The 25,271-nt window shown below is 66.6% G+C and carries 24 protein-coding genes and 1 pseudogene; 12 read left to right on the forward strand and 13 right to left on the reverse strand.

Features of this window, described 5'->3' with window-relative positions; translation table 11 throughout:
• Positions 1 to 402 precede the first annotated feature (402 nt).
• A complete protein-coding gene (locus tag AVE30378_RS14670) occupies positions 403 to 600 on the forward strand; it encodes a proline racemase family protein (protein WP_244235050.1) in 198 nt (65 codons plus the stop codon).
• Positions 601 to 802: 202 nt separating this feature from the next.
• Here the strand turns inward: AVE30378_RS14670 and AVE30378_RS14675 are convergent, their stop codons facing one another.
• The 4 genes from AVE30378_RS14675 to AVE30378_RS14690 are packed head-to-tail and all read right to left on the reverse strand — an operon-like array spanning position 803 to position 5,091.
• Positions 803 to 2,398, reverse strand: a complete 1,596-nt coding sequence (locus AVE30378_RS14675) for a GMC family oxidoreductase (RefSeq protein ID WP_129241614.1) — start codon at positions 2,396 to 2,398, stop codon at positions 803 to 805.
• 29 nt (positions 2,399 to 2,427) lie between these two features.
• Positions 2,428 to 3,231: a shikimate dehydrogenase family protein gene (locus tag AVE30378_RS14680; RefSeq protein ID WP_129241615.1), complete on the reverse strand. Its 804-nt coding sequence runs from the start codon at positions 3,229 to 3,231 to the stop codon at positions 2,428 to 2,430.
• 15 nt (positions 3,232 to 3,246) lie between these two features.
• Complete coding sequence (locus AVE30378_RS14685; RefSeq protein ID WP_129241616.1) at positions 3,247 to 4,233, reverse strand: transketolase family protein; 987 nt, start codon at positions 4,231 to 4,233, stop codon at positions 3,247 to 3,249.
• On the reverse strand, positions 4,234 to 5,091 hold the full coding sequence (locus AVE30378_RS14690; RefSeq protein ID WP_129241617.1) for a transketolase: 858 nt from the start codon (positions 5,089 to 5,091) through the stop codon (positions 4,234 to 4,236).
• Between the two features lie 126 nt (positions 5,092 to 5,217).
• On the opposite strand from AVE30378_RS14690, the gene AVE30378_RS14695 reads away from it, so the two are divergent.
• Positions 5,218 to 5,922, forward strand: a complete 705-nt coding sequence (locus AVE30378_RS14695) for a GntR family transcriptional regulator (RefSeq protein ID WP_129241618.1) — start codon at positions 5,218 to 5,220, stop codon at positions 5,920 to 5,922.
• 9 nt (positions 5,923 to 5,931) lie between these two features.
• Positions 5,932 to 7,002 carry a glycerol dehydrogenase gene (locus tag AVE30378_RS14700; protein ID WP_129241619.1) on the forward strand — a complete coding sequence of 357 codons (1,071 nt, stop codon included), beginning with the start codon at positions 5,932 to 5,934 and terminating at the stop codon, positions 7,000 to 7,002.
• A gap of 44 nt (positions 7,003 to 7,046) precedes the next feature.
• Here the strand turns inward: AVE30378_RS14700 and kce are convergent, their stop codons facing one another.
• Genes kce through AVE30378_RS14715 form a run of 3 tightly spaced genes read right to left on the reverse strand, consistent with a single transcriptional unit; the run spans position 7,047 to position 9,713 of the window.
• A complete protein-coding gene (kce, locus tag AVE30378_RS14705; protein ID WP_129241620.1) occupies positions 7,047 to 7,982 on the reverse strand; it encodes a 3,5-dioxohexanoate:acetyl-CoA acetone transferase in 936 nt (311 codons plus the stop codon).
• Positions 7,975 to 8,931, reverse strand: coding sequence for a 3-hydroxyacyl-CoA dehydrogenase (locus AVE30378_RS14710; protein ID WP_129241621.1), 957 nt, complete (start codon positions 8,929 to 8,931; stop codon positions 7,975 to 7,977). The genes kce and AVE30378_RS14710 overlap by 8 nt, the downstream gene beginning before the upstream one ends.
• Positions 8,931 to 9,713 carry an SDR family oxidoreductase gene (locus tag AVE30378_RS14715; RefSeq protein WP_129241622.1) on the reverse strand — a complete coding sequence of 261 codons (783 nt, stop codon included), beginning with the start codon at positions 9,711 to 9,713 and terminating at the stop codon, positions 8,931 to 8,933. Before AVE30378_RS14715 ends, AVE30378_RS14710 begins: the two co-directional genes overlap by 1 nt.
• A gap of 329 nt (positions 9,714 to 10,042) precedes the next feature.
• On the opposite strand from AVE30378_RS14715, the gene AVE30378_RS14720 reads away from it, so the two are divergent.
• The 6 genes from AVE30378_RS14720 (at position 10,043) to AVE30378_RS14745 (ending at position 16,501) form a co-directional block, all read left to right on the forward strand.
• Positions 10,043 to 11,242 carry an ABC transporter substrate-binding protein gene (locus tag AVE30378_RS14720; protein ID WP_129241623.1) on the forward strand — a complete coding sequence of 400 codons (1,200 nt, stop codon included), beginning with the start codon at positions 10,043 to 10,045 and terminating at the stop codon, positions 11,240 to 11,242.
• A gap of 112 nt (positions 11,243 to 11,354) precedes the next feature.
• On the forward strand, positions 11,355 to 12,221 hold the full coding sequence (locus AVE30378_RS14725) for a branched-chain amino acid ABC transporter permease (RefSeq protein WP_129241624.1): 867 nt from the start codon (positions 11,355 to 11,357) through the stop codon (positions 12,219 to 12,221).
• A 22-nt stretch (positions 12,222 to 12,243) separates the two neighbouring features.
• Positions 12,244 to 14,025, forward strand: a complete 1,782-nt coding sequence (locus AVE30378_RS14730; RefSeq protein WP_129241625.1) for a branched-chain amino acid ABC transporter ATP-binding protein/permease — start codon at positions 12,244 to 12,246, stop codon at positions 14,023 to 14,025.
• Positions 14,018 to 14,722 carry an ABC transporter ATP-binding protein gene (locus AVE30378_RS14735; RefSeq protein ID WP_129241626.1) on the forward strand — a complete coding sequence of 235 codons (705 nt, stop codon included), beginning with the start codon at positions 14,018 to 14,020 and terminating at the stop codon, positions 14,720 to 14,722. The genes AVE30378_RS14730 and AVE30378_RS14735 overlap by 8 nt, the downstream gene beginning before the upstream one ends.
• Positions 14,723 to 14,741: 19 nt before the next feature.
• Positions 14,742 to 15,737 carry an NAD(P)H-quinone oxidoreductase gene (locus AVE30378_RS14740; protein ID WP_129241627.1) on the forward strand — a complete coding sequence of 332 codons (996 nt, stop codon included), beginning with the start codon at positions 14,742 to 14,744 and terminating at the stop codon, positions 15,735 to 15,737.
• Positions 15,734 to 16,501, forward strand: a complete 768-nt coding sequence (locus AVE30378_RS14745; protein ID WP_129241628.1) for an SDR family oxidoreductase — start codon at positions 15,734 to 15,736, stop codon at positions 16,499 to 16,501. The genes AVE30378_RS14740 and AVE30378_RS14745 overlap by 4 nt, the downstream gene beginning before the upstream one ends.
• Positions 16,502 to 16,507: 6 nt before the next feature.
• Here the strand turns inward: AVE30378_RS14745 and AVE30378_RS14750 are convergent, their stop codons facing one another.
• The 3 genes and pseudogenes from AVE30378_RS14750 to AVE30378_RS14760 form a co-directional block, all read right to left on the reverse strand.
• Positions 16,508 to 17,167 (reverse strand): thiopurine S-methyltransferase, encoded by a 660-nt coding sequence (locus AVE30378_RS14750; protein ID WP_129241629.1) that lies wholly within the window; start codon positions 17,165 to 17,167, stop codon positions 16,508 to 16,510.
• 115 nt (positions 17,168 to 17,282) lie between these two features.
• Positions 17,283 to 18,062, reverse strand: a pseudogene (locus AVE30378_RS14755) (YoaK family protein); the annotation flags it as partial.
• Positions 18,063 to 18,147: 85 nt separating this feature from the next.
• Positions 18,148 to 19,194, reverse strand: a complete 1,047-nt coding sequence (locus AVE30378_RS14760) for an aldo/keto reductase (RefSeq protein ID WP_129241630.1) — start codon at positions 19,192 to 19,194, stop codon at positions 18,148 to 18,150.
• Positions 19,195 to 19,486: 292 nt separating this feature from the next.
• Here AVE30378_RS14760 and AVE30378_RS14765 point away from each other — a divergent pair, with 292 nt between their 5' ends.
• On the forward strand, positions 19,487 to 20,449 hold the full coding sequence (locus tag AVE30378_RS14765) for an AraC family transcriptional regulator (protein ID WP_129241631.1): 963 nt from the start codon (positions 19,487 to 19,489) through the stop codon (positions 20,447 to 20,449).
• 45 nt (positions 20,450 to 20,494) lie between these two features.
• Here AVE30378_RS14765 and AVE30378_RS14770 read toward each other — a convergent pair whose 3' ends face one another.
• Positions 20,495 to 21,343 carry a 2-keto-4-pentenoate hydratase gene (locus AVE30378_RS14770; RefSeq protein ID WP_129241632.1) on the reverse strand — a complete coding sequence of 283 codons (849 nt, stop codon included), beginning with the start codon at positions 21,341 to 21,343 and terminating at the stop codon, positions 20,495 to 20,497.
• A gap of 152 nt (positions 21,344 to 21,495) precedes the next feature.
• Between AVE30378_RS14770 and AVE30378_RS14775 the strand changes: the two genes are divergently transcribed.
• Positions 21,496 to 22,443, forward strand: a complete 948-nt coding sequence (locus AVE30378_RS14775; RefSeq protein WP_129241633.1) for a LysR substrate-binding domain-containing protein — start codon at positions 21,496 to 21,498, stop codon at positions 22,441 to 22,443.
• A gap of 158 nt (positions 22,444 to 22,601) precedes the next feature.
• Here the strand turns inward: AVE30378_RS14775 and AVE30378_RS14780 are convergent, their stop codons facing one another.
• Complete coding sequence (locus tag AVE30378_RS14780; RefSeq protein ID WP_129241634.1) at positions 22,602 to 23,750, reverse strand: sterol desaturase family protein; 1,149 nt, start codon at positions 23,748 to 23,750, stop codon at positions 22,602 to 22,604.
• 270 nt (positions 23,751 to 24,020) lie between these two features.
• On the opposite strand from AVE30378_RS14780, the gene AVE30378_RS14785 reads away from it, so the two are divergent.
• Positions 24,021 to 24,245, forward strand: a complete 225-nt coding sequence (locus AVE30378_RS14785; RefSeq protein WP_129241635.1) for an HP1242/YdcH family protein — start codon at positions 24,021 to 24,023, stop codon at positions 24,243 to 24,245.
• A 9-nt stretch (positions 24,246 to 24,254) separates the two neighbouring features.
• On the opposite strand, the gene AVE30378_RS14790 is transcribed toward AVE30378_RS14785, so the two are convergent.
• The gene (locus tag AVE30378_RS14790) at positions 24,255 to 25,241 is read right to left on the reverse strand and encodes a Bug family tripartite tricarboxylate transporter substrate binding protein (RefSeq protein WP_129241636.1); all 987 of its coding nucleotides are present in this window, start codon (positions 25,239 to 25,241) and stop codon (positions 24,255 to 24,257) included.
• Positions 25,242 to 25,271 lie beyond the last annotated feature (30 nt).

The following is a 25,271-nucleotide window of genomic DNA, read 5'->3' on the forward strand; positions in this document are numbered from 1 at the left end:
CCCACGGTCAAGGGAACGGCCAGCATCCTGGGCACGGCGCGCTGGGTCATCGACAAGAACGACCCGGTGGGCGCGGGGTTCCTGATCCGCTGAACGTTCGGCTCGATCCGGGTGTCGGGCACGACGGACATGCCGGCATGCCAGTGTCTGACACCCGTACGAGATGCTCGTCAAGCTGAAACGGCGTACCCGGGTGTCAGACACCCACGCGGCGCCGGAGCAGAGTGCGGGCCATCTCCTCGGGTGTCAGACACCTGGCATCATCTCGCACGAGTGTCAGACACCGGAATAACCACTACCGCGCGGCATCCTCCAGAATCATCTCCGCGCCGCGCTCGGCCACCATCATGACGGCGGCCTGCGACCAGCGCGATGATGGCCATGTTCGAGGCCCGCGGAAAGATGAGCCTGAACCAGCCGATCAAGTCGGAAGACCTGCTGGGCAGCGGCGTATTCGAAGGCTGCTTGCTGGGCGAGGTGGACCTGAACGGCACCCGGGCCGTGCGTCCCACGGTCAAGGGAACGGCCAGCATCCTGGGCACGGCGCGCTGGGTCATCGACAAGAACGACCCGGTGGGCGCGGGGTTCCTGATCCGCTGACCGTTCGGCTCGATCCCGGTGTCGGGCAAGATGGCGATGCCGACATGCCAGTGTCTGACACCCGTGCGAGATGCTCGTCAAGCTGAGGCGGCGTTCCCGGGTGTCAGACACCCACGCGGCACCGGAGCAGAGTGCGGGCCATCTCCTCGGGTGTCAGACACCTGGCATCATCTCGCACGAGTGTCAGACACCGGAATAACCACTACCGCGCGGCATCCTCCAGGATCATCTCCGCGCCGCGCTCGGCCACCATCATGACGGCGGCCTGCGTATTGCCGGACACCATCTTCGGCATGATCGACGCGTCCACCACCCGCAGGCCCGACAGGCCGTTCACGCGCAGGCGCGCATCGGTGACCGCGGCGGGGTCCGAGCCCATGCGGCAGGTGCCGATGGGATGGTAGATGGTCTGGCCGTTGCGCCGGGCGAAATCCAGCCATTCGTCGTCGCTTTCGACACCCGGCCCCGGGCTGATCTCCGCCTCCACATAGGGCCGCAGGGCCGGCTGGCCGACGATGCGCCGCGCCGCCCGCATTCCGCCCACCAGGCTGTCGCGGTCCACCTGGGCGGACAGAAAGTTCGGGCGGATCGCCGGCCCGGCAAGCGGATCGGCGGACTTGATGTGGATGGATCCGACCGATTCGGGCCGCAATTGCGCCACGCCGATCGTCATGCCCGGATGCCGGTCCAGGATGCGCTCGGCCGCGTTCGCGTAGCTGGCATGCACGAAGAAAAACTGCACGTCGGGCGCGGGCAGGTCCGGCGCGCTTTTCACGAAGCCGTGCACCAGCCCCGTGCCCAAGGTCAGGATGCCCTTGCGGCAGGCGTAATAGCGCGCCACCTGCCGCGCCAGCCGCCAGCCGCGTGACATTTCGTTCAGCGTCACCGTTCCCTTCACGCGCCAGTTCATGCGCGTGGCGAAGTGGTCGATATAGTGCTCGCCCACCTGCGCCTGCGCATGCACCACGGGAATGCCGAAGGATTGCAGCAGCGCCGGATCGCCCACGCCGGACAGCTCCAGCAACTGCGGCGACTGCACCGCCCCCAGGCACAGCAGGGTCTCGCGCGCCGCCCGGACCGTGTGCTCCCGCCCGTTCTTGCGGTACGCCACGCCCACGCAGCGCTTGCCCTCGAAGAGCAGCCGCGTCACGTGCGCCCCGCATTCCACGCGCAGGTTCTTGCGGCCGGCGGCGGGCCGCAGGTATCCGTCCACCACGCTCCAGCGCCTGCCCCGATGCTGCAGCACCTGGTAGTAGCCCACGCCCTCCTGGCTGCCGCTGTTGTAGTCCGCGTTCAAAGGCTGGCCATCTTCCTGCGCGGCGCGCAGAAACGCGTCCGACACCGGAAAGCGCTCCGCCACCTCTTCCAGGCGCATGGGTCCGTTCTTGCCCCGCCCCTCTCCTCCGCGCTCGTAGCATTCGATCTTGCGGAACACGCGCTCGGCCTGGCTGGCGCCCCAGCCGGTGGCGCCGGCGGCTTCCCAGCCGTCATAGTCCCGCGGCGTGCCGCGCACGTAGATCATGCCGTTGATCAGCGTCGACCCGCCGACGCCCTTGCCCCGGGGCACGGCTATCGTCCGGCCGTACACGTTGTCCTCCGGCTCGGTGGCGAAACGCCAGTTGTAGTCCGGGTTCACCAGGAGCTTGGAAAAGCCCGCCGGGATCGAAATCCACATGCTGCGCGCTTCGTGCCCGGCCTCCAGCATCAGCACGCGGTACTTGCCGTCCGCGCTCAGCCGGTTGGCCAGGATGCAGCCGGCCGTGCCGCCGCCCGCGATGATGAAATCGTAGTCGCCCATTTTTCTAGAGTCCGGATAGCTGCGCGGCCTTACTCGGCATCCGCCACGCCCAGCATCTGCGCCATCAGTTCGATCTGGCAGGCCAGCATGGGCGCGCCGTAGTGCACCTTGCAGCCGCGGGCCCGCGCCGCCAGCAGCAGCGCGGTATCGCGCGGCTGCATGATGACTTCGCACACCAACTGTTCCGGCGTCAGCCGGCCGGCGTCCAGCGGCAGCGCGTCGTCGGGCTTCATGCCCAGCGACGTGCCGTTGACGACCAGGTCATGCCCCGAGGGGTCGGGCGTGCCGATGGCGATGTCGGCGCCGGGATGCAGGGACAGGATCCGCGCCTTCAGGTTTTCGGCCTTGGCCACGGTGCGGTTGGCGATGGTCAGCCTCGACACGCCGGCCTGGACCAGCGCGAAGCCGATCGCGTTGGCCGCGCCGCCCGCGCCCGCCAGGTAGGCGCTTTTGCCTTCCAGGGACACGCCGGCCGTCTGCAGGCCGCGCACGAAGCCCTCGCCGTCCAGCATGTGCGCCACCAATCGCCCCTCCGCCTCGCGGCGCACCACGTTCGCGGCGCCGATCTTGCGCGCCACCGGCGTCGCGTCGTCGACCAGTTCCAGGATGGCGGTCTTGTGCGGGATGGTGACGATGACGCCGCCCAGGTTTTCCAGGCGGCGCAGCCCTTCGACCACGGCCGCAAGATCGTCCGGCCGGGCGTGGAACGGGACGCACACGCCGTCGAAACCGATCCTGGCGAAATGCTCGTTCATGCGCTGCGGCGTCTTCACATGGTGGATCGGGTCGGCCAGGATGCCGAACAGGCGGGTATTTCCGGTGATTTCCTTCATTGTTTTCTCCGTCGTTCAGGCCTTGACCAGTTCGCGCGCGACTTCGCCGATACCCGCGGCATCGAGTTTGTAGTGCGCATACAGCGTGGTGGGCGGCGCGATCAGGCTGTACTCATCGTAGATTCCGTGGCGGCGCAGGCGCGTGCCGGCGCCGGCGTCGGCCAGCACTTCGGCCACGGCCGAGCCCAGCCCGCCCAGCACATTGTGCTCTTCCACCGTCATCAGCACGCCCGAGTTGCCCGCGGCCGCCAGCACGGCATCGCGGTCCAGGGGCTTGATGGTGGGCATGTCGATCACGCCCACGGACAGCCCCTCCGCGCGCAGTTGCCCGGCGGCGGCCAGGGCGGCGTGCACGGTGATGCCGCAGGCGATGATGTTCAGGTCGCTGCCGGTGGAGTGGACGATGGCGCGGCCGAACTCGAAGGGCGCGCCGTCTTCATAGACCTGCGGATCGCGGCCGCGGCCGATGCGGAAATAAATGGGTTCCGGCCAATCTACCGAGGCCTTGATGGCGGACGCCAGTTGCGGCCCGTCGGCGGGCGACACGACCGTCAGGCCGGCCAGCGCGCGCATCGTCGAAATGTCTTCCGTGGCATGGTGCGAGGTGCCGTAGAAACCCAGGCTGATGCCGGTGTGGTGGCCGATCAGACGCACCGGCAGCCTGGTGTAGGCCACGTCCATGCGGATCTGTTCGCAGCACAGCAGGCCCAGGAACGAGGCGAAGGTCGCAACGAACGGCATCATGCCGGTCGTCGCCAGGCCGGCCGCCGCCGACACCATGTTCTGCTCCGAAATGCCGAACTGGATGTAGCGGTCGGGGTGGGCCTGCGCGAAACGATTCAGCCCGTTGGAATATTGCAGGTCGGCCGACCCGGCCACCACGGGATGCCCCTCGGCGGCCAACGCGATCAGCGCGTCCGAAAGATAGGAAAGCCCGGGATTCACCGCGTTCAGCGCGCGGTACTGCCAGGAATCGGGGGAAAGCGTCTGTGAATGTGCCATTCAGATCTCGCGGGACATGATTTCGTCGATGGCGCCCTGCGCGTCTTGCGGCGCCAGGTAGCCCAGGTGCCAGCCGGGTTCCGTCTCCATGAAGGAAACGCCCTTGCCCTTGACCGTCCTGGCGATCACGCAGGCCGGCTTTCCACGCCCCTCGTCGGCACGCAGGCGGCGCAGCAGCGCGGTCAGCGCCGGCAGGTCGTGGCCGTCCACTTCGTGCACTTCCCAGTCGAAAGCCTGCCATTTTTCCCGCAGCGATTCCACGCCCATGACGTCGTCGACCTTGCCGTCGAGCTGATAGCCGTTGCGGTCGACGATGGCGATCAGGCGCGACAGGCGGTTGTGCGCGGCGAACAGGGCCGCCTCCCAGACCTGGCCTTCCTGCATCTCGCCGTCGCCCAGCATGACGAACACGTTGAAATCGCGCTGGCCCACGCGGCCGCCGACCGCCATGCCCACGCCATTGGACAGCGCGTGGCCGATGGAGCCGGAACTGAAATCGATGCCCGGCACCTTGCTCATGTCCGGGTGGTCGCCCAGCGGGCTGCCCAGCCGGGTGTAGCCGTCCAGCAGTTCCCGTTCGATGAAGCCATGGTCGGCCAGCACCGGGAACAGGCCCACGGCCGCGTGGCCCTTGCCCATGAGGAAGCGGTCGCGGTCGGGCCATTGCGGTTCGCCCGGACGCAGGCGCATGACGCCGTAGTACAGCGCGGCGAAGATTTCCGCGCACGAGAACACCGAACTGTAGTGCCCGACCTTCGCGATCTCGATCAGCCTGATCGTCTCCAATCGGATGAAGCGGGCCTTTTCCCGCAATAGCCGGACCTCCTCTTCCGAGGGGGCCTCCCTTTCCTGGCGCATGGGCGTCTCCTGTTGCTGTTAAGATATATGATATATAATATACCCATTGAGCTTGAATTGGCCATGGCGGGCTAGAATTCATCCCGAATCCACCCGATCCATCAATACAGCAAGCCCGCAACCGTTATGTCGAGCCTTAAACCGGTAAAAAAAGAGAACCTCTCCGTCAGGGTCTACAACGAAATCCGCAATGCCCTGATCAACGGGCAGTACGAACCCGGAGAGCGCCTCATCATTGGCGAACTGGCCCAGGAAATGGGGGTGTCCATCACGCCCGTGCGCGAGGCCATCTTCCGGCTCATCAGCGAGCAGGGCCTGGAAATGCAGGCGGCCACCGCCGTCTACGTGCCCTACGTCAATTCGGAAAAACTGCGCGAAATCCAGCAGATCCGCTTCCACCTGGAAGGCATGGGCGCGGCCGAGGCCGCCCAGAACATCTCGCGCAAGCAACTGGACAACCTGAACGCCCTGCAGCGGGATTTCATCTCCTGCACGGCCACCGATCCCAAGCGCGCCAGCTACCTGAACCGGAAATTCCACTTCGCCATCCTCGAAGCCAGCAACAAGCCCATCCTGCGCAACACGGTGGAATCGTTCTGGGTGATTACCGGCCCCATCCTCAAGGTGTTCCACGTCAAGACGTCGGGGCTGGACTACTCGCAGGACGAGCACCGCCACGAGGCGGTGCTCCAGGCCCTGGAAGCGCGCGACTCGGAAGCGGCCAGGCAGGCCATCCAGGCCGACCTCGTCTGGGGCGGCAAGATCATGATCGATTGGCTGGTCGAGCGTGAAAAAGAGCTCGACTACCGCCCTCCTCAGCCCCGCAAATAGGAAGATCCGATGCTGAAGATTTTTGGCGCCCCCTGCCGCTACATACAGGGGGCCGGCGCCCTGGACACGCTCGGCCAGTACGCCGCCCTGTTCGGCCGCCGTGCCGCGCTGGTCATCGACAGCTATGTCCATGGCGTATTGGGACCAAGAATCGAAGCGCTTTGCGCCGCGCACCAGGTAACGCTGGTTCCGCTGCCGGTCGAGGGCGACCTGACGCCCGAGGTCATCGCGCAATTGCGCGCGCAGGCCGCGCCGGCCGGCGTGGACATGGTGATCGCGGTGGGCGGGGGCAAATCGCTGGACGCGGGCAAGGCGGTGGCGAAGTCCTCGCACTGCCACCTGATCACCGTGCCCACCGTCGCGTCCAACGACGCGCCGACCAGCAAGAACTACGTCCTCTACGATGCCCATCACAACCTCCTGGCGGTGGAGCACATGCTGTTCAACCCCACGATCGTGCTGGTGGACACCGCCGTCATCGCCACCGCGCCCGCGCATTTCTTCCGCGCCGGCCTGGGCGACGCGGTCTCGAAGAAGTTCGAGGCCGAGCAATGCCAGCGCAACGGCGGCAGGAATATGTACGACGCCGCGCCCCCGCTGACCGCGCAATTCATCGCCGACGGCTGCCTGCGCACGCTGCTGGCCGACGGCGCGGACGCCGTCGCGGTGGCCGGCAGCGGCCGGCCCACGCCGGCGTTCGAGCGGGTGGTGGAAGCGATGATCCTCATGAGCGGTCTCGGTTTCGAAAGCGGCGGCCTGTCCATCGCCCATGCGCTGACGCGCGGGCTGCCCAAGATCGACGGCCTGGCCACATCGCCGCATGGCCTGCAAGTTGCCCTCGGCCTGCTGGTGCAGCTTGACCTGGAACAGCGCGCCGACGGCATGCTGGCCGACCTGAGGCAGTGGTACGCGCAAGTGGGACTGCCCACCACCCTGCGCGAACTGGGCGCCCCCGGCACGCCGTCCGACGCGGAGCTGGCGCTGGCGGCGGAACTGAGCCTGAAGGCCCGCCACGCCGCCAACTTCGACCGCGCGCTGGATACCGGCGCCCTGGCCGCCGCCTTGCGGCGCCACGTCTGAACAGTCAGCGGCCGGCCAGGCGGAAATGCCTGGCCGCCGGGCCGTCAGAACGCGACGTTGTCCCTGCCCTTCAGGCCCAGCTTCGCGCGCGCCTCGTCCGGCGTGGCGATCTCCAGGTTCAGCGCCTCCAGGATCGTGCGGATGCGTTCCACCTGGACGCGATTGGACTCGGCCATCCGGCCCGGACCGATCCACAGCGAATCCTCCAGCCCCACCCGCACGTTGGACCCCATGGCGGCGCCTATGGTCGCCAGTTGCATCTGCGCGCGGCCGGCCCCCAGGATCGACCATTCATACTCGTCGCCGAAGAGGCGGTCCGCCGTGCGCTTCATGTGCATCAGGTCTTCGGGATGCGGGCCGATGCCGCCCAGGATGCCGAACACCGACTGGATGAAGGGCGGCGATTTCACCAGGCCGCGGTCCACGAAATGCGCCAGGTTGTACAGGTGGCTGATGTCGTAGCACTCGAACTCGAAACGCGTGCCGTTGGCGTTGCCCAGCGTCAGGATGGATTCGATGTCCTGGTAGGTGTTGCGGAAGATCAGCGACCGGCTGTTCTCCAGATGCTCGCGCTCCCAGTCGTGCTTGAACTCCTTGAAGCGGCCCAGCATGGGGAACAGGCCGAAATTCATCGACCCCATGTTCAGCGACGCCAGCTCCGGCTTGAAGGTGGTGGCCGGGCGCATGCGTTCTTCCACCGTCATGTGCGGGCTGCCGCCGGTGGTGATGTTGATGATGGCGTCCGTTTCGTTCTTGATCCGCGCCAGGAACGGCTTGAACAGCGCCGGGTCCTGCGACGGCTTGCCGGTCTCCGGGTCCCGCGCGTGCAGGTGCAGCACCGCCGCCCCGGCCTGGGCCGCCCCGATGGCCGCTTCCGCGATCTCGTCGGCCGTGACCGGCAGGTGCGGCGACATGCTGGGCGTGTGGATGGCGCCCGTCACGGCGCAGGTGATGATGACTTTCTGTTTGGGTCTAGCCATTGTCGTCTCCGTTTTCTTGCTTATGGCGCATCAGGCGCATCAGTTTTTCGTCGCGCCAGAAGCGGCGCTTGGCAAGGTCTTCCGTGGGCAGCAGGGAACGCCGCTCGTCCGACAGGGCGTCCACCAGCGCGCCCTCCCAGGCGACGCATTCGCCCTGGCTGGCGCCGATGGACCGGTACAGGCCGCCGTAGCGCGCGCAATAGTCGGCAATGCCGCCGGGCGCGTTGAGGTCTATGGTCTCGAACGGGCCCATGAACGACCAGCGCAGCCCCAGGCCGTCCTTTACGGTCGCGTCGATTTCCTCGGCGCTGGCAATGCCCTGGCTGACGAGCCGGAAGGCCTCGTGCAGCAGGGCGCCCTGCAGGCGGTTGAGCACGAAGCCTTCGATTTCGCGCTTGAGCAGCACCGGTTTCTGGCCGATGTCCAGCATCACGGCGCGCGCGCCGGCGAGCGCCTCCTGGCTGGTCCAGGGCGCCGGGCACAGTTCGACGACCGGGATCAGGTAAGGCGGGTTGACCGGATGCGCCACCAGGCAGCGATGCCGGCCCGGCAGATGTTCCGTGAACTCGCTGGCCGGGATGCTGGAAGTGGAGCTGCCGATAATGGCCTGCGGCTCGGCCGCGGCGTCCAGTTCCGAGAACAGCGCGCGCTTGATCTCCAGCTTCTCGGGCGAGTTTTCCTGGATATAGCTGGCGCCCTTCAAGGCGTCCGGCAGGCTGCCGGCGACGTGGACGCGCTCGATGATGGCGTCCGCGCCCGTCAGCAGCCCATGGCTTTCCAGTTCGTTGAGCTGTTGCCGTATCAGCCCTTTGGCCTCGGCCAGCATGGCGGCGTTGACGTCGTACAGCCGCACGTCCCAGCCCTTGCGGGCGAACACGATGGCCCAGCCCTGGCCGATCAGGCCCGTGCCGATGATGGCGGCGCAGCGCGCCGGTTCGCCGGCGCCCATCAGTAAAGCTTCTGCGTGAAGCCGTCCACCACGATGGCCTGCCCCGTCACGCTGCGGGCGGCCTCGCTGGCATTGAACAGCACCATATTGGCGATGTCGCGCGCCGTGACCATGCGGCCGAGCACGGCCTGGTTCTCGTACTGCGCCGCGATCTCTTCCACCGGACGGCCCAGCGTCTCGGCCTTCGCCGCGATCACCGCGCGGATGCGCGGCCCTTCGACCGCGCCCGGAAGAATGGCGTTGACCCGGATGCCATAGCCGCCCAGTTCGATCGCCAGTGATTTGGTGAATCCGATCACCGCCCACTTCGACGCCGAATACACCGAACGCCCGGCGAATCCCAGGTGGCCGGCGGCCGAAGACAGGTTGATCATCACGCCCGCCCGGGATTCCTTGAGCAGGCCGATCGCCTGCCGCGCGCACAGGAACTGCCCCGTGATGTTGACGGCCAGCGTGCGGTCCCAATCGGCCTTGGACAGGGTTTCCACGTACCCGGTGGGGCCGGCCACGCCCGCGTTATTGACGAGGATGTCCAGGCCGCCCAGCTTCTGGCGGACCTCGGCGAACAGCGCGGCCACGCTGTCCTCGTCCGACACATCGGCCACGGCGGTATGCACGCCGGGCAATTCCGCCGGCAGCGCGGCCAGGCGCGCTTCATTCACGTCGCACACGAACACCGTGGCGCCGGCATGGTGGAACACCTTGGCCATTTCCAGGCCCAGCCCATCCGCGCCGGCGGTGATCAGCACCTTTTTGCCGGCGAAATCCACTTCCTCGAACATGCTTCTGTCTCCTGGATTCTTCTGAAAAGCGCGCGTTTGATGATATACGATATATGAACAAAAACGATATCTTCCGGCACTTTCGGCAATGATTCCGTCCACCGGAAGTTATCGCCCAAGGGCAGGCCAGAGCTAGTCGTTTACCCTGATTATTGCCCGCTAAGTCTTTATTCATGCGGCTTTAGGGAATTCCCCGATTCGGTGGGTTACGACCCCAACTAGAATCCAAGGCGGGGTTTCTTACCCGGCCGGCAGATATATCATATATTTAAAAAAAGACGGGCAATACAAAAAGTCCGCATCCCCATACCGACAAAGGAGCGTAGACAGTGTTCAAGTTCAACAAAATTGTTTTGGCGCTGGGCGTGTGCGGCGCGCTGGCGGCCGGCAACGCGGCGGCCGACATGAAGGTGGGCGCCCTCTTTCCGTTCAGCGGCGCTCTCGCGCTCCTGGGCCAGGAGAGCTATCGCGGCCTGGAGCTGGCCGTCAACGAGATCAATGCCGCGGGCGGCGTCAACGGCGAGAAGATCGAAATCATCAAGGCCGACGCCGTCGACCCGACGCAGGCGGTATCGGAAACCAAGCGCCTGATCTCCTCCAACGTCGCCGGCGTCTTCGGCAGCTACGCGTCCGGCATTTCGTACGCGGCCTCGCCCGTCACGGAACTGGCCGGCGTGCCGTACTTCGAACTGGGCGCCACCGCGCACAAGATCACCACGCGCGGCTACAAGTACCTGTTCCGCAGCAACCCCAACACCGCGCTGTACGGCGTATCGGTGGTCAACGCGCTGCACGACACGATCGCGCCCGGCATGGGCCTGAACCCCAAGGACATCAAGATCGGCATCATCCACGAAGACGGCCCCTACGGCACCGACGTGGCGGCGACCGAGAAGAAGCGCGCGCAGGAGCTGGGCTATACCGTGGCGGAGGTGCTGCCCTACTCCGCCAAGGCGGTCGACCTGTCCTCGCTGATCCTGCGCCTGAAGGGCGCGAAGGTCGACGTGGTGCTGCAGACGGCCTACCAGAACGACGCCATCCTGTTCTTCAGCCAGGCGCGCGCCGCGGGCTTCAAGCCCAAGGTGATCATCGGCGCGGGCGGCGGCTATTCGCTGGCCGACACGGCCAAGGCCGTGGGCGCCGACATGAACGGCGTGTTCGACCTGGACTTCCCGCAAGCGTCCATCAATCCGGCCGGCGCGCCGGGCCTGGACAAGTTCCTGGAAGCCTATAAGGCAACCTACAAGAGCGACCCGCAATCGGGCCACAGCCTGACCAACTACGTCGGCGCCAAGGCCTTCTTCGAAGCCATCGGCAACGCCAAATCCACGGACAAGGACAAGATCCGAGAGGCGGTCCTGGCCTACAAGAAGCCGGCCGGCCAGACGGCCAACGGCTGGGCCTTCGATTTCGGCGAAGACGGCCAGAACAACGCATCCACGTTCTATGTGATGCAGTGGCAGGACGGCAAGCTCGTCACCATCGCGCCCAGCAACCTCGCACTCGGCAAACCCGTTTTCAAGAAATAAGCCCAGTGCTCAGGCGCTCGGGGGCGCCTGACGTATCCCGGGGTCCGCGCGCCCCGGCCTCGCCGACAGCACGGCCGGGCCGGGGCCGCAACCCGCTCTAAGAGGTTGCAACATGGAACTATTCATTCAACTGGTCATCAACGGCCTGTTGCTGGGCGGCGCGTACACCATCATCAGCCTGGGGCTGACGCTGATCTTCGGCGTCGTGCGCGTCGTGAACTTCGCGCATGGCGAGTTCCTGATGATAGGCATGTACATGGTCTATCTGATCGCCGCGCAATTCGGCGTCCACCCGTACGCGGGGCTGGTGCCGGTCGCCGTCATCCTGTTCGCGCTGGGCGCGCTGACGCAGAAAGGCATCATCCAGCCGCTGCTCAACGCCGACCAGCACATCCAGATCTTCGCCACGGTGGGCGTGTCCACCATCCTCCTGAATCTCGCCCTGGTGATCTTCGGCGCCAACGTCTACCGCGCGCCGGTGGAACTGGGCACCAGCGCCATCGACGTGGGCCCGTTCACGATGGTGACGGGGCAGCTCATCACTTTCGCGGTCGGCCTGAGCCTGGCCGCGCTGCTGCACCTGTTCATGCACCGCACCTACCTGGGCCGCGCGTTGCGCGCGGTCGCGCAGCACCGCTACGCCGCCACCCTGATGGGCGTGAACGTCAACAACGTCTACGCCATCGCCTTCGGCCTGGGCACGGCCTTCGTCGGCATCGCCGCGGGCCTGCTGGCGCCGCAGTACCCGGTATTCCCCACCGTGGGCACGTACTTCGTGCTGACGGCGTTCGTCATCGTCGTGCTGGGCGGGCTGGGCAGCCTGTACGGCGCCGTGGCCGGGTCCATGATCATCGGCATCGTCGACACGCTGGCCGGCTTCTATATCGCCCCCGACCTGAAAGAGGTCGTGTATTTCGGGATCTTCCTCTTGATCCTTGTCCTGCGCCCGAACGGCCTGTTCGGCGTCGGCACCGAGTGATCAGAGCAACAAGGAGCGAGACGTGTTTCCCGATTTTCGACATCCCAAAGCCTACGTCAGCCTTATCCTGCTGATCGCGATGTTCCTCGTGCCGGTGGTCATGGGCACGCCTTTCTGGACCAACATTTTCGTCCTGCTGTTCGTGTTCTCGGCCCTGTCGGTGGCCTGGAACATCGTCGGCGGCTACGCGGGCCAGCTTTCCCTGGGCCACGCGGTGTTCTACGGCATCGGCGGCTATACGGCCACCCTGCTGACGCAGAACTTCGGCATTTCCCCGTGGTTCGGCATGCTGGCGGGCGCGGTTATCTCGGCGGCGGTCGCCATCCTGATCAGCTACCCCACCCTGCGGCTGCGCGGTCCCTTCTTCGCGCTGGCCACCATCGCCATTCTTGAAGTGGTGCGCCTGCTGGTCATCCACGAAGAAAGCTGGACCGGCGGCTCCAGCGGCATCAGCCTGCCGCTGAACATCGGCTGGACCTGGATCGTGTTCCGCGAAAAGATCAATTACGTGATCATCGCGTTCGGCCTGTTCCTGCTGGTGACCTGGGCGTCCTGGTACATCCGCAAGTCGCGCATCGGCCACTACCTGATCGCCATCCGGGAACGCGAGGACGCCGCGCTGGCGGTCGGCATCCACACCGTTCGCATGAAGATCATCGCCGCCGTGGTGTCGGCCGTGCTCACCAGCATCATCGGCACCTTCCACATCACCTACCTGACCTTCGTGGATCCCAGCTCCGCGTTCTCGCTGGAACTGTCGATCCAGGTCGCCATGTTCGCCCTGATCGGCGGCCTGGGCACCGTGACCGGCCCCATCGCCGGCACTTTCCTGGTGCTGCCCATCGCCGAACTGGCGCGGGGCTGGCTCAGCAGCGTGGGCAACGGCATGCACGGCCTGATCTACGGCCTGATCCTGGTGGCGGTGGTGCTGACGATTCCGCGCGGCCTGGCCGGCGCGTTCGGCCCCGCCATCGAGCGCTGGCTGTCGCGGCTGCCCTATCTGGGAACGCCCCGCGCCAAGCGCAAACTGGCGGACGAAGTTCGCCTGCACAACGCCGTCCGCTCCGAGCAGCCGGTGCTGAAGGCGGAAAAACTGTTCAAGAGCTTCGGCGGCCTGCGCGCCACCGACGACGTGTCGCTGACGCTAAACCAGAACGAGATCCTGGGCATGATCGGGCCGAACGGCGCGGGCAAGACCACGGTGTTCAACCTGCTGTCGGGCTTCCTGTCGCCCGACAAGGGCGGCATCTCCATGCTGGACGCGCAGGGCAACTGGGTCACCTGCAAGACGCCGGACGAGTTCGCGCACCAGGGCCTGGGCCGCACGTTCCAGATCGCCAAGCCGTTCACGGGCCTGACGGTGCTCGAGAACATCATGCTGGGCGCCTTCATCCGCACGTCGGACCGCGACGAGGCCGAGCACATCGCGCTCAAGGTCGCCGAACAGACCGACCTGGTGAAGTCCCTGAACATCGAGGCGCGCAGCCTGACGGTGGGCGGAATGAAGCGCCTGGAGGTCGCCCGCGCGCTGGCGATCAAGCCGCGCATCCTGCTGCTGGACGAGGTGATGGCGGGCCTGAATCCCACCGACATCGAGAAATCCATCCAGATGATCCGCCGCATCCGCGACTCGGGCGTGTCGGTGCTGCTGATCGAACACATGATGCAGGCCACCATGGCGCTGTCGGACCGCATCATCGTGCTGAACGAAGGCGCGGTGCTGGTCAGCGGGGCGCCCAAGGACGTGGTGGAGAACCCCGCCGTCATCGAGGCCTATTTGGGCAAGGAGTACCAGGATGCTTAAGGTTTCGAACCTGTCCGCCGGCTATGGCAAGAGCCAGGTGCTGAACGGCCTGAACTTCGAGGTGCGCGCCGGCGAGATCGTCACGCTGATCGGCGCCAACGGCGCCGGCAAGACCACCACGCTCAAGACCCTTTGCGGCGTCATCGGCGCCATGGAGGGCAAGGTCGAATTCGAAGGCCAGGACCTCACCAACCGCAAGCCCTACGACATCGTGGACGCCGGCATCACCATGATCCCGGAGGGCCGCCAGTTGTTCCCGCACTTCACCGTGCGCGACAACCTGTTGATGGGATCCTACAAGCGCGCCGCCCGCCCCATCGTGCAGCGCAAGCTGGACGAGGTGCTGGGCATTTTCCCCCGCGTCAAGGAACGGCTGGGCCAATACGCCGGATCGCTCTCGGGCGGCGAACAGCAGATGGTCGCGATCGCGCGCGGCATGATGGCCGACCCCAGGCTGCTGGTGTTCGACGAACCCTCGCTGGGCCTGTCGCCGCTGCTGGTGCAGCAGATGTTCGACATCATCCGCGGCGTCACCGCGCACGGCGTGACGGTGCTGCTGGTGGAACAGAACGTGTTCCGCACGCTGCGGCTGGCCGACCGCGGCTACGTGCTGGAGAACGGCGCCATCGTGCGCACCGGGACCGGCGCCGAACTGCTCAGCGACCCTCACGTGAAGAAGGCCTATCTGGGCCATTGAATCCAAGGAACGACCTTTTATGTCTTTACGCTGCACATTCATCGACCATGGCAAGGGCGGCGCGCCCGATTGCATGCGCGTCGCAGAACGCGACATGGAGTCGCCCGTCGGCCGCCAGGTGCTGATCGAAGTGGCCTACGCCGGGGTCAACCGCCCCGACGTGCTGCAACGCTCGGGCTCCTATCCCCCGCCTCCGGGCGCCTCGCCCTACCTGGGACTGGAAGTGTCGGGCACCGTCATCGCCACGGGCCCCGAGGCCAGCGCCTGGAAAGTGGGCGACCAGGTCTGCGCATTGACGCCGGGAGGCGGCTATGCGCAGTACTGCCTGGCCGATGAACGCCATTGCCTGCCGGTACCGCGCGGCCTGGACCTGCTGTCGGCCGCGGCCATCCCCGAGAACTACTTCACCGTCTGGACCAATGTATTCGACCGCGCCCGCCTCGCCCCCGGCGAACGGTTCCTGGTGCACGGCGGATCCAGCGGCATCGGCCTGACCGCGATCCAGTTGGCGCGCGCCTTCGGCGCCGAAGTCTGGACCACCGTCGGCAGCCAGGAAAAGGCGAAGGCCTGCCTGGCGGCGGGCGCGCACCACGCGCTGTTGTACCGCGACGCCGACTTCGAGGCCGAGGTGCGCCAGGGCAGCGGCGGGCCCGGGGTGGACGTGATCCTGGACATGGTGGGCGGCGCCTACATCAACAAGAATCTGCGGCTGCTCGCGGTCAATGGCCGGCTGGTGCAGATCGCCTTCCTGGAAGGCAGCAAAGCCGAAATCGACGCCCTGCCCATCATGACCAAGCGATTGCAGTTCACGGGATCGACCCTGCGGCCGAGATCGGACGAGGACAAGGAGCAGATCGCGCGGGCCCTGGCCGAAAAAGTGGTGCCGCTGATCGAAAAAGGGCAATGCCTGCCGCTGATACATGAAGTGTTCCCGCTGGCCGACGCGGCCCGCGCGCACGCGCTGATGGAAAGCAGCAGGCATATCGGCAAGATCATGCTGAAGGTGGGCGCATGAGCGGGCGTTTCAAGGACCAGGTCGCCATCGTGACCGGCGCGGTCGGCGGCATCGGCTCGGCCATCGTCGAAGGATTCCTGGCCGAGGGCGGCCGCGTGGGGCTCATCGACTTCAATTCGCAAGGCGGCCAGGCCTACGAGCAGGCATTGCGCAAGCGCGGCCACGAAGTCTGCTTCGTGCATGCGGACGTGGCGCGCTTCGAGGAATGCCAGGCCGCCTACGGCCGCATCACCGGCGAACTCGGCGCCGCCACCATCCTGGTGAACAACGTCGGCATTTCGCCGAAGACGGACGGGCGCGCGCTGAAGGTCTGGGAGATGCCGCCCAATGAATGGGAAACCGTGGTGTCGGTGAACCTGAACAGCGTCTTCTACATGACGCACCTGGCCACGCCTCACATGGTCAGGCAGCGGCAGGGCCGCGTGATCAATATGTCGTCGGTGGCGGGCAAGGCGTATTGCGATATCGTGGCCGCGCACTACGCGGCGACCAAGGCCGCGCTGATCGGCCTCACGCGCCACTGGGCCGCCGAACTGGGCGAACACCAGGTGACGGTGAACGGCCTGGCGCCGGGCCGCATCAGCACGCCGCTGCTGAAGACCGTGCCCAAGGAGATCAACGACGCGGTGGCGCAGGTGACCGCCCTGCGCCGCCTGGGCACGCCGGAAGAAGTGGCGGATGCCTGCCTGTTCTTCGCGTCGGACCAGGCCCGCTTCGTCACCGGCCAGGTGCTGGACGTGGCCGGCGGGTGGCTGATGACCTGAAGCGGATCAGGCCTGCGCGCCCAGGTGGTACACCACCGTATCCAGCCGGCTGACGCCGGCCGCGAGGAACTTGGGCTCTTTTTCAAGGATGTCGCGGCGGTCGATGATCCTGGCGGGCGAAACGCCTTCGAACATCGCCTGCACCTCGGTGTCCACCAGGGAAAACGGCGGCCCCGGCATCTCTTCCTGCGGATAGTCCAGCGTGATCAGCAAGCCCTGGTAGGCGGGCGACAACTGGCCGTAGACGTGGCGCACGTAGTCGGCGCGCATGGCCTCGGGCAGGGCCACGAGCGCGGCGCGGTCGTAGGCGCCGACGCAGTGCGACAGGATCTGCGCGTCCAGTTTGAAGATGTCGCCGCAGATGATCTCGATATTGCCCGCCACGTAATGCCTGCCGTAGACCGACTGGTGCGTAAGCGGCTTGAGTTCATTCTCCGCGAAGAACTGCTCCACCGCCAGTTGCGACAGTTCGACGCCCAGCACCGGATTGCCCTGCGCGGCGAGCCAGATCATGTCCAGCGACTTGCCGCATAGCGGCACCAGCACCCTGCCTTCCTTGGGCACGCCCAGCGCCGGCCAGTACTTCTGCAGCAGCGGCGTCACCCGCGTTTGATGAAAGTGCGTGCGGCCTTCGCGCCACCGCTCCAACCAGAATTCCGCGTCCATACCGAGTCTGCTCCTCCTATGAGTCCGCGCCGCGCCCGGTCCGTTCCGGACCGGCGGCCGCGGCGCTTTCGTCCCGCTTGCGCGATTCCCGCGCGCGGGTGTGGGGCATTGTAGTTCGCCGCGCCAGGGCGGCGCGCCAAATGCGCCGCAGGAAGCCGCGGATGTCGTCCACGACGGGCACCGCCGCCAACAGCATCAGCATCAGCGCCAGCGGCAGGGTCGAGCCGAACCCGAAATGGAAGAAGGAATAGGCGCCCGTCACGCCTCCGGCGAAGAACAGCGCGACCAGCAGGCTCAGCACGGTGAGCTTGCCGCGGTCCGCGCGCACGGGCGACGGCGCCTGCGCGTCGGCCCTGGCCAGGTTCCAGTAGAACAGCTTGCCCAGTTCGATTCCGATGTCCGTCACCATGCCCGTAATGTGCGTGGTGCGGATCTCGGACCGCGAGACCTTGGTGATCATCGCGTTCTGCAGGCCCATGATGTAGCAAAGCAGCATGACGGTGCCCGGCACGTAGAACCAGCGCAGGGTTTCCAGGTTGGCGCCCAGCAGGCCGAACCCCAGCAGCAGCACGGCTTCGTACAGCAGCGGCAGCGCGTATTCGCTGGCCAGCCGCGAACGGCGCCCGAAGTTGATCAGGAAGGCCGAGCTTGCCGCGCCGGCCAGAAAGGACAGCAGCGCCGCCAGGCCCTGCAGGACCACCACCACCCCGCCCAGCGCCATGTGGTCGGCCATCATCGAGACGATGCCGGACATGTGCGACGTGTACTGCTGGACGGCCAGGAAGCCGCCGGCATTGACCGCGCCGGCGGTAAAGGTCAGGAAGTAGGCCAACTGCCGGTTGGCCTGCGGGCTGCGGCTCACCGCCGTCAGCCGGCGAAGAAAGGGAATGGCCACGCTGGACTCTCGAAGACAAGAACTCGCTCACTGCGATGAGCCTGACATTCTAGTCTTCGGCGCGGGCCATCCCCCCGGGACGGGCTTACGCCCCGTCCGATTCGCTCAACTGCTTGCGGCGGTATTCGCCCTGGCGCGCGTGCATCCAGCCCGGGTACTCCGGCGGCAGGGCGCTGACCTCGTCGAGCGCGGCCAGTTCGTCTTCCGTCAGCCGGATGCCGGTGGCGGCCAGATTGTCGTCCAACTGATCCACGCGCTTGGCGCCGATGATGACGCTGGTCACCGCCCGCTGGTGCAGCAGCCAGGCCAGCGCCACCTGCGCCACGGACACGCCGCGCGCGTCGGCGATCGACCTCAAGGCGTCGATGCTGTCATAGGCGCGGTCCTGGTCCACCGGCGGGAAATCGAACACGGCTCGGCGGCTGCCGGCCTCGGCCTGGCCGCCGCGGCCGTACTTGCCGCTGAGCAGGCCGCCGGCCAGCGGGCTCCAGACCATCAGCCCGACGCCCTCGCTTTGCAGCAGGGGCACGATCTCGCGTTCCAGGTCGCGGCCCGCGATCGTGTAATAGGCCTGAAGCGATTCGAAGCGCGCCAGCCCCAGGCGCTCGGCGATGCCCAGCGCCTTCATGATCTGCCAGGCTGCCCAGTTGGACACGCCGACGTAGCGGACATGGCCGTGCTGCACCAGATTGTCCAGCGCCCTGACCGTTTCCTCGACCGGCGTCGCGGGATCGAAGCCGTGGATCTGGTAGAGGTCGATGTGGTCCAGTTGCAGGCGCGACAGGCTCTTCTTGACGCCGTCCATGATGTGCGCGCGCGAATTGCCGCGGGCGTTGACGCCGGCGCCCGTCTGGCCGAAGACCTTGGTGGCGATGACCACGTCGTCGCGCGCCACTTTCAGGTCGCGCAGCGCCTGGCCCGTGATGATCTCCGAACGGCCCTCGGAATAGACGTCGGCCGTGTCGATGAAATTGACCCCGGCGTCCAGCGCCCGGCCGACCAGCCGGTTGGCGTCTTCCTGCTGCAGGCTGCCGATCTTGCTCCACAACTCGCCCTCGCCGCCGAAGGTCATGGTTCCCAGGCACAGTTCCGATACGAACAGGCCGGTGCTTCCGAATTTCTTGTACCGCATGGTGGGCTCCTTCCAGGGACGCGGCGGGCGGTCTGCCTGCCGGTATCGGAGCAGTATGCGTCGCGGAGCGGACGCCGGCGCTGCTCGATACTGCCCTTTTTTTGCCTGATTCTCCGGCAATGTCCCGCCACCGGCCCGGGGACGCTCATTCCTCCGAATTTTTTGCCCATTCCTCCACGCCCCGCCGCGCCCGCAGCCAGGACGCCCGACTTGGGCCTACACTGGCAATCGCCTAATCCTCTGCTGCCCCGCCGGCTCCCGCGCCGAACGGCGCGCCACCGGAGTCCTCCCCATGCCACTGACCACCGCACTTCCCGCCGATCGCGCCCGCCCGCCGGCCGCCGTCGAATACGAGCCGGCGCGGCGCGAACTGCTCTGCACGCTGGAACGCATGACCGGCGACCTGGAAGGGTCGCTGGACACCCCCATCGAAGGCCTGTTCCTGCACCGCCTGTCGCAACCCACCGGCGCCAAGCCCGGGCTGCAGCGGGCCGCGCTGGCGGTCATCGCGCAAGGCTCCAAGCGCCTGCTCATCGGGGACGAGGCGTTCGAGTACGACCCCTTCCACTACCTGATTTCTTCGGTCGACCTGCCGGTGGTGGCCAAGGTATCGGTGGCCAGTCCGGCCCTGCCCTATCTGGGACTGCGGCTGGACCTCAACGCCGAGGAAATCACGGAACTGATCAGCGACGAGAACCTGCCCCCGCTGGTGCCGGCCGAGGCCTCGCGCGCCCTCAGCGTGAACCCGCTGGGCGGCTCGCTGCTGGACGCGGTGCTGCGCCTGCTGCGTCTGCTGGACACGCCGCGAGACATCCCCATTCTTGCGCCCATGGTCAAGCGCGAACTGCTGTACCGCCTGCTGATGAACGGCCAGGGCGTGGTGCTGCGCCAGTCGGTGCTGCAGGACAGCCAGCTCAACAGGGTGGCCAAGGCCATCCGCATCCTGCGGGACAACTACGCGCAGCCGTTGCGGGTCGAGGAAATCGCGCGCGACGTGCACATGAGCGTGTCGTCGCTGCACCATCATTTCAAGCAGGCCACCGCCATGAGCCCGCTGCAATACCAGAAACACCTGCGCCTGCAGGAGGCGCGGCGGCTCATGCTGACCGACGACGCCGGGGTCGCGCTGGCGGCGCACGCCGTGGGCTATGAAAGCTCGTCCCAGTTCAGCCGGGAATACAGCCGCCTGTTCGGGGCGCCCCCCCTGCGCGACAAGCAGCGCTGGAAGGACGAGACCGCCTTGGCGGCGGCCTGAAGCGCCCGCCAGGCATCCCGGAGGGCACGTTCCCGGCGCGCAGCGTCATTCCTCGAACGCGATCCGCATTCCCGGCAGGCCGATGCCGTCCAGCGCGGTGCTCCACGTCTCGCCCGGGTGCACGGGATAGGCGCGGGTCAGCGTGCCCGTGGTGACGAGTTCGCCCGCCTGGATCGCCTCGTCCGCGGGACGGTCGGCCAGCGCCGCCAGCAGATGGGCCACGGCCGCCAGCGGGCTGCCCAGCACGTTGGCGCCGCAGCCCGTCTCGCGAAGGACGCCATTGCACGACAGTTCCACCTGGAAGCGCGCCAGCCTGTCGGCCAAGCTCGGCCAGGTCAGGCCCGGCCGGGTCAGGCCCGGCCCGAGATCGGCCGGCTCCAGCCGCGGGCCGACGAACAGCGCCGCGTGCAAGGCGTTGTCCGCCACGGTATCGGCCGCCTGAAACTGCCAGGCCGGGTAATGCGACTGCACCAGTTCGAAGCCGTGGGCGATCCAGTCCACGCAGTCCAGGATGCGCGCCGGATCGTCCGTCCGCGGCGGCGCGGCGCCGAAATGCAGCACGATTTCCGGCTCGATGCGCGGTTCGACGTAGCGGTCCAGCCGGCAGCGGAACTCGCCGCCGTCGTCCTGGAAGAGCGTATGCGCATAGACGCGGCCCCATACCGGGAAATCCACGCCCAGCGCCGCCCACATCGCCGGATTGGTGAACCCGATCTTCCGGCCGACGGCCTGCGCGCCTTCCGCCAGCCGCGCCCGGTGGATCCGCGCGGCAACCTCGTAGGCCGCGTCCAGGCCGAAGCGCGGGAACCTGGCGGAGACCGGGGCGATGGAAGCGGCGTGGTCCTGCGCCGCCTTGATGTCGCGGGCGAGCGCCGCGGGGTCGGAAGCTGGCATGGAGGCTCCTGGAAATACCCGAATGTAAAGGGAAAACCGTCTCCGTTGCACGGGGCGCGAGGGGACTATTCGACCCATTCGCGCACACAATACGGCGACGACCGTTATATGCTCGCCCTGATGTCCCATTTTCAGAACGACCAGGAGCCGGCATGCACGACTTGAATGATCTCTACTACTTCGTCCAGGTCGTCAAAAATGGCGGATTCGCCCCGGCCGGCCGCGCCCTGGACATCCCCAAGTCCCGCCTCAGCCGGCGCATCGCGCTGCTCGAAGACCGGCTGGGGGTGCGGCTCATCCAGCGTTCCACGCGCAGCTTTGCCGTCACCGAACTGGGCCAGGAGTACTTCGAACAATGCCTGTCGATGCTGGCGGGCGCGGAGGCCGCCCAGGAGGTCATCGACCGCACCCGCGCCGAACCGCAGGGCACGATCCGCATGAGCGCGCCGCCCGCGCTGATCTACTACTTCCTGGGCGACCTGGTCGCCCGCTTCATGGTCCAGTGTCCCAAGGTCCACGTGTACCTGAAGAGCTTCAGCCGCCCGGTGGACGTGCTGCGCGAAGGCTTCGACATCGCCGTGCGCGTGCGCTTCGGCCCCATCGAAAGCAGCGACCTCGTCATGAAACCCTTGGGGATGAGCTGCCAGCGCCTGGTGGCCAGCCCGGTCCTGGCGCGGAGCATCGCGCTGCTGGCCGACCCGCAGGCCCTGAGCCGGCAGCCCACGCTGGCGCTGGGCACCGAGCAGCGCGAATCGCATTGGCACCTGGAAGGGCCCGACGGTTCGCGCCAGGTCGTGCCGTTCACCCCGCGCCTGGTCACGGACGACATGCTGGCCTTGAAGCAGGCGGCGCTGCGCGGCGTGGGGGTGGTCGCCCTGCCGCTCCTGATGATCCGCGATGAGCTGGAAGCCGGCGCGCTGGTGGACGTGGGCGCCCCCTGGCAGCCCGAGCCCGGCAGCGTCCATGCCATCTTCCCGTCCCGCCGGGGCCTGCTGCCCGGGGTGCGGGACTTGCTGGATTTCATGAGCACGGAGTACCGGGAGATTGCCCGGCGCGAACACGATGCGCAGAGGCGCCCGGGGCGTCCCGTCCCGGAATAGCCCGGACGCGCATCGTCCGACGAGTGGGACGCAGAAACCCGTTTTCCGTGCCTACCGGGCGGGATGAGCGATCCGGACGACGCCGCCATGCCGCTGATCGAAAGCTGCGGCAAGGCCCAGGACGTCATCAGGAATGCCGATGCGCGATGCCCGCCGCGCTATTTCTTGCGGGCGAACGGATAGGCCTGCTGCGCCAGGAAGGTGCCCGGCATGTCGTTGTCCAGGATGCCGTAGTGCTCGGGCAGGCGGTTGCGCACGCCGCGCACCGCGGTGCCGAACAGGTAGTCGATGAACGACAGGTGGGCGGCGTAGTTCCTGTCGATCGCCTCGGTGTCCGACGAATGGTGCCAGTGGTGGAAATCCGGCGTCACGATCACGTAGCGCAGCCAGCCCCAGGGCAGCTTCACGTTGGAATGGATCAGCACCGCCTGGAAACCGACGATGATGATGTAGGCGTCGAGCACCGATTTCGAAAAGCCCAGCGCGAACAGCACGCCCAGCACCGCCACGCGGGTGATCAGCAGTTCGACGATGTGCAGGCGCGAACCGGCCAGCCAGTCCAGCGTGCGCGTGCTGTGGTGCACGGCGTGGATGCGCCACAGGAACGGCACCTCGTGATAGGCGCGATGCGCCGCATATTGCACCAGGTCCGCCACCAGCACGGCCAGGAACAGTTCCGCCAGGTAGGGCAGCGACACGATCGCCTGTTGCAGGGGTTCGTAGGCCGCCCAGGAGAACAGCCGGTGCACGAAGAAATTGATGCACAGCAGCACCGCCCCCACCGACAGGTGGTTGAACAGGAAGTGCTTCATGTCCACCTGCCAGTCCATGCGGAACACCGGCTGGCCGGGATACAGCGGGAACAGCTTCTCGAAAATGATGAACACGGTGCTGGAAGCCAGCAGGTCCAGGATGAACCAGTCCAGTCCCAGGTAGGGATGATTGCCCGTGTTGGACGTGGTCACCACCACGTTGCTGCCGCCCGCGGCGACCGCGCCGCACACCAGCACGAAGGCCGCGATGTTCAGCCAGCGCTGGCGGCCCAGGACCGTATTGGCCAGCGCAATCGTGCCTGAGGCCAGCAGCGCGCCGAACAGCAGGGCCCGCATCGCGTCCACGGAATAGAAGCTGCGCAGTTCCGGGGTCGTCAGGTACGCCGGGAAATGGAAGGCCAGCACGCCCAGCACGGCAAGGATCGCCAGGAACAGCGCGATCACGCCGCTGATCATCCCCGTGCCCGGGCGGATGCGCCCGTCCTGCTTGAAGAGATCGAAAACCTGCCGATAGATGGGCGCGCGCTGTTTCATGTCACTTTTATGGCTGACCACGGGGAAGCGAGTGTATCCCCGGGCCAGAATCCCCATGTAATCACTCGTGACCAAACAGGACAAAATCACTTGGAGTGGGAATTCGGCCGCCGCGTCTGTTTGCGCCGCATCAACGCGCTGGCCGGCGCCGTCCGGGCGGACGGTTGACAACGGCTCGACGTTGGCGTGTCATGGAACCGAAGACACAAGGATCATCAGGCTCACAGCGCTTTCGCAGTACCCGCCAACCGGTTCTTTCAAGAGGCCCTTATGTTCCCTGAATACCGCCAACTCATCACCCGTCTGAAATCCGAAAACGCGCACTTCTCCGCGCTGTTCCAGCGTCACAACGACCTGGACCAGGAAATCAAGAATATGGAGGCCGGCATCCAGCCGGCCTCCGGCAACCAGGTCGAAGTGCTGAAGAAGGAAAAGCTGCAACTGAAGGACAAGCTGTACGGCATCCTGCGCGCGGCGGAGCAGGACGGTAGCTGAGGCTGCGCGCTACATCGGTTCCAACCCAGCCCCTTTGACGACCGTCGCGTATTTCGCCATTTCCGCGCGGAAGTACGCCACGGTCTGCTCCGGCGGCATCAGCACGATCTTGTTGTTCTGGACCGCCATGGCCTGCCTGACCTCCGGCGAGTTGAATGCGCGGTCCAGCGCGCCATAGACGCGGCGCACGTCGGCGGCGGGCAGCTTGGCCGGGCCCGCCGCGGCAAACCATCCCCCTATCTCGTAATCCGGCAGCCCCTGTTCCCGCAGGGTGGGCAAATCCGGCAGCGCCGCCATGCGCTCGCCGCCGCAGGCGCCCAGCGCCTTCAGCGCGCCGCCCTGCACCTGCGGCAGCACCGAAGGCAGCGACAGGACCCCGAAATCGACCTGTCCGCTCATCAGGTCCGCCATCATCGGCCCGACGCCCTTGTATGGAATATGCCTGGCTTTCACGCCCGCCTGCTGCACGTACATCTCGGCGGCCAGGTGCAGGACGGTGCCGTTGCCCGAGGACGCGTAGTTATAGCGGCCGGGCTGGCGCCGCAACAGCGCGGTCAGTTCCTGGATGCCGTTCGCCTGGATCTTCTGCGGATTCGCCACCAGCAGGAAGGGCGTCATCCCCACCATGCTGATCGGCGTGATGTCCGCCAGCGGATCGAACGGCAACGATTTGTACACGCTGGGGAAAATGACGTGATTGTTCGACAGCATGGCGAGCGTATAGCCGTCGGGCGGCGAACGCACCAGCGCCGACGTGCCGACGATGCCGCCCGCGCCGGGCTGGTTCTCGACGACCACGGTATGGCCCAGGGCGGCCGACAGGGCCGGCCCCGCCGAGCGGGTGATCGTGTCCACGCCGGATCCCACCCCGACCGGCAGGATGAATTTCACGGGCCGGTCGCCCTGTGCCCGCGGCAGGCCCGGCGCGGCCAGCATCGCGGCTCCGAACGCGCCCAGCACCCTCCTGCGGCTCCAACCCGCGCTTTGCTTGTCCATGCTTGTCTCCTTTCCGTTTTTTATGTCGCG

The organism is Achromobacter veterisilvae (genome assembly GCF_900496975.1).
Taxonomy (GTDB): domain Bacteria; phylum Pseudomonadota; class Gammaproteobacteria; order Burkholderiales; family Burkholderiaceae_B; genus Achromobacter; species Achromobacter veterisilvae.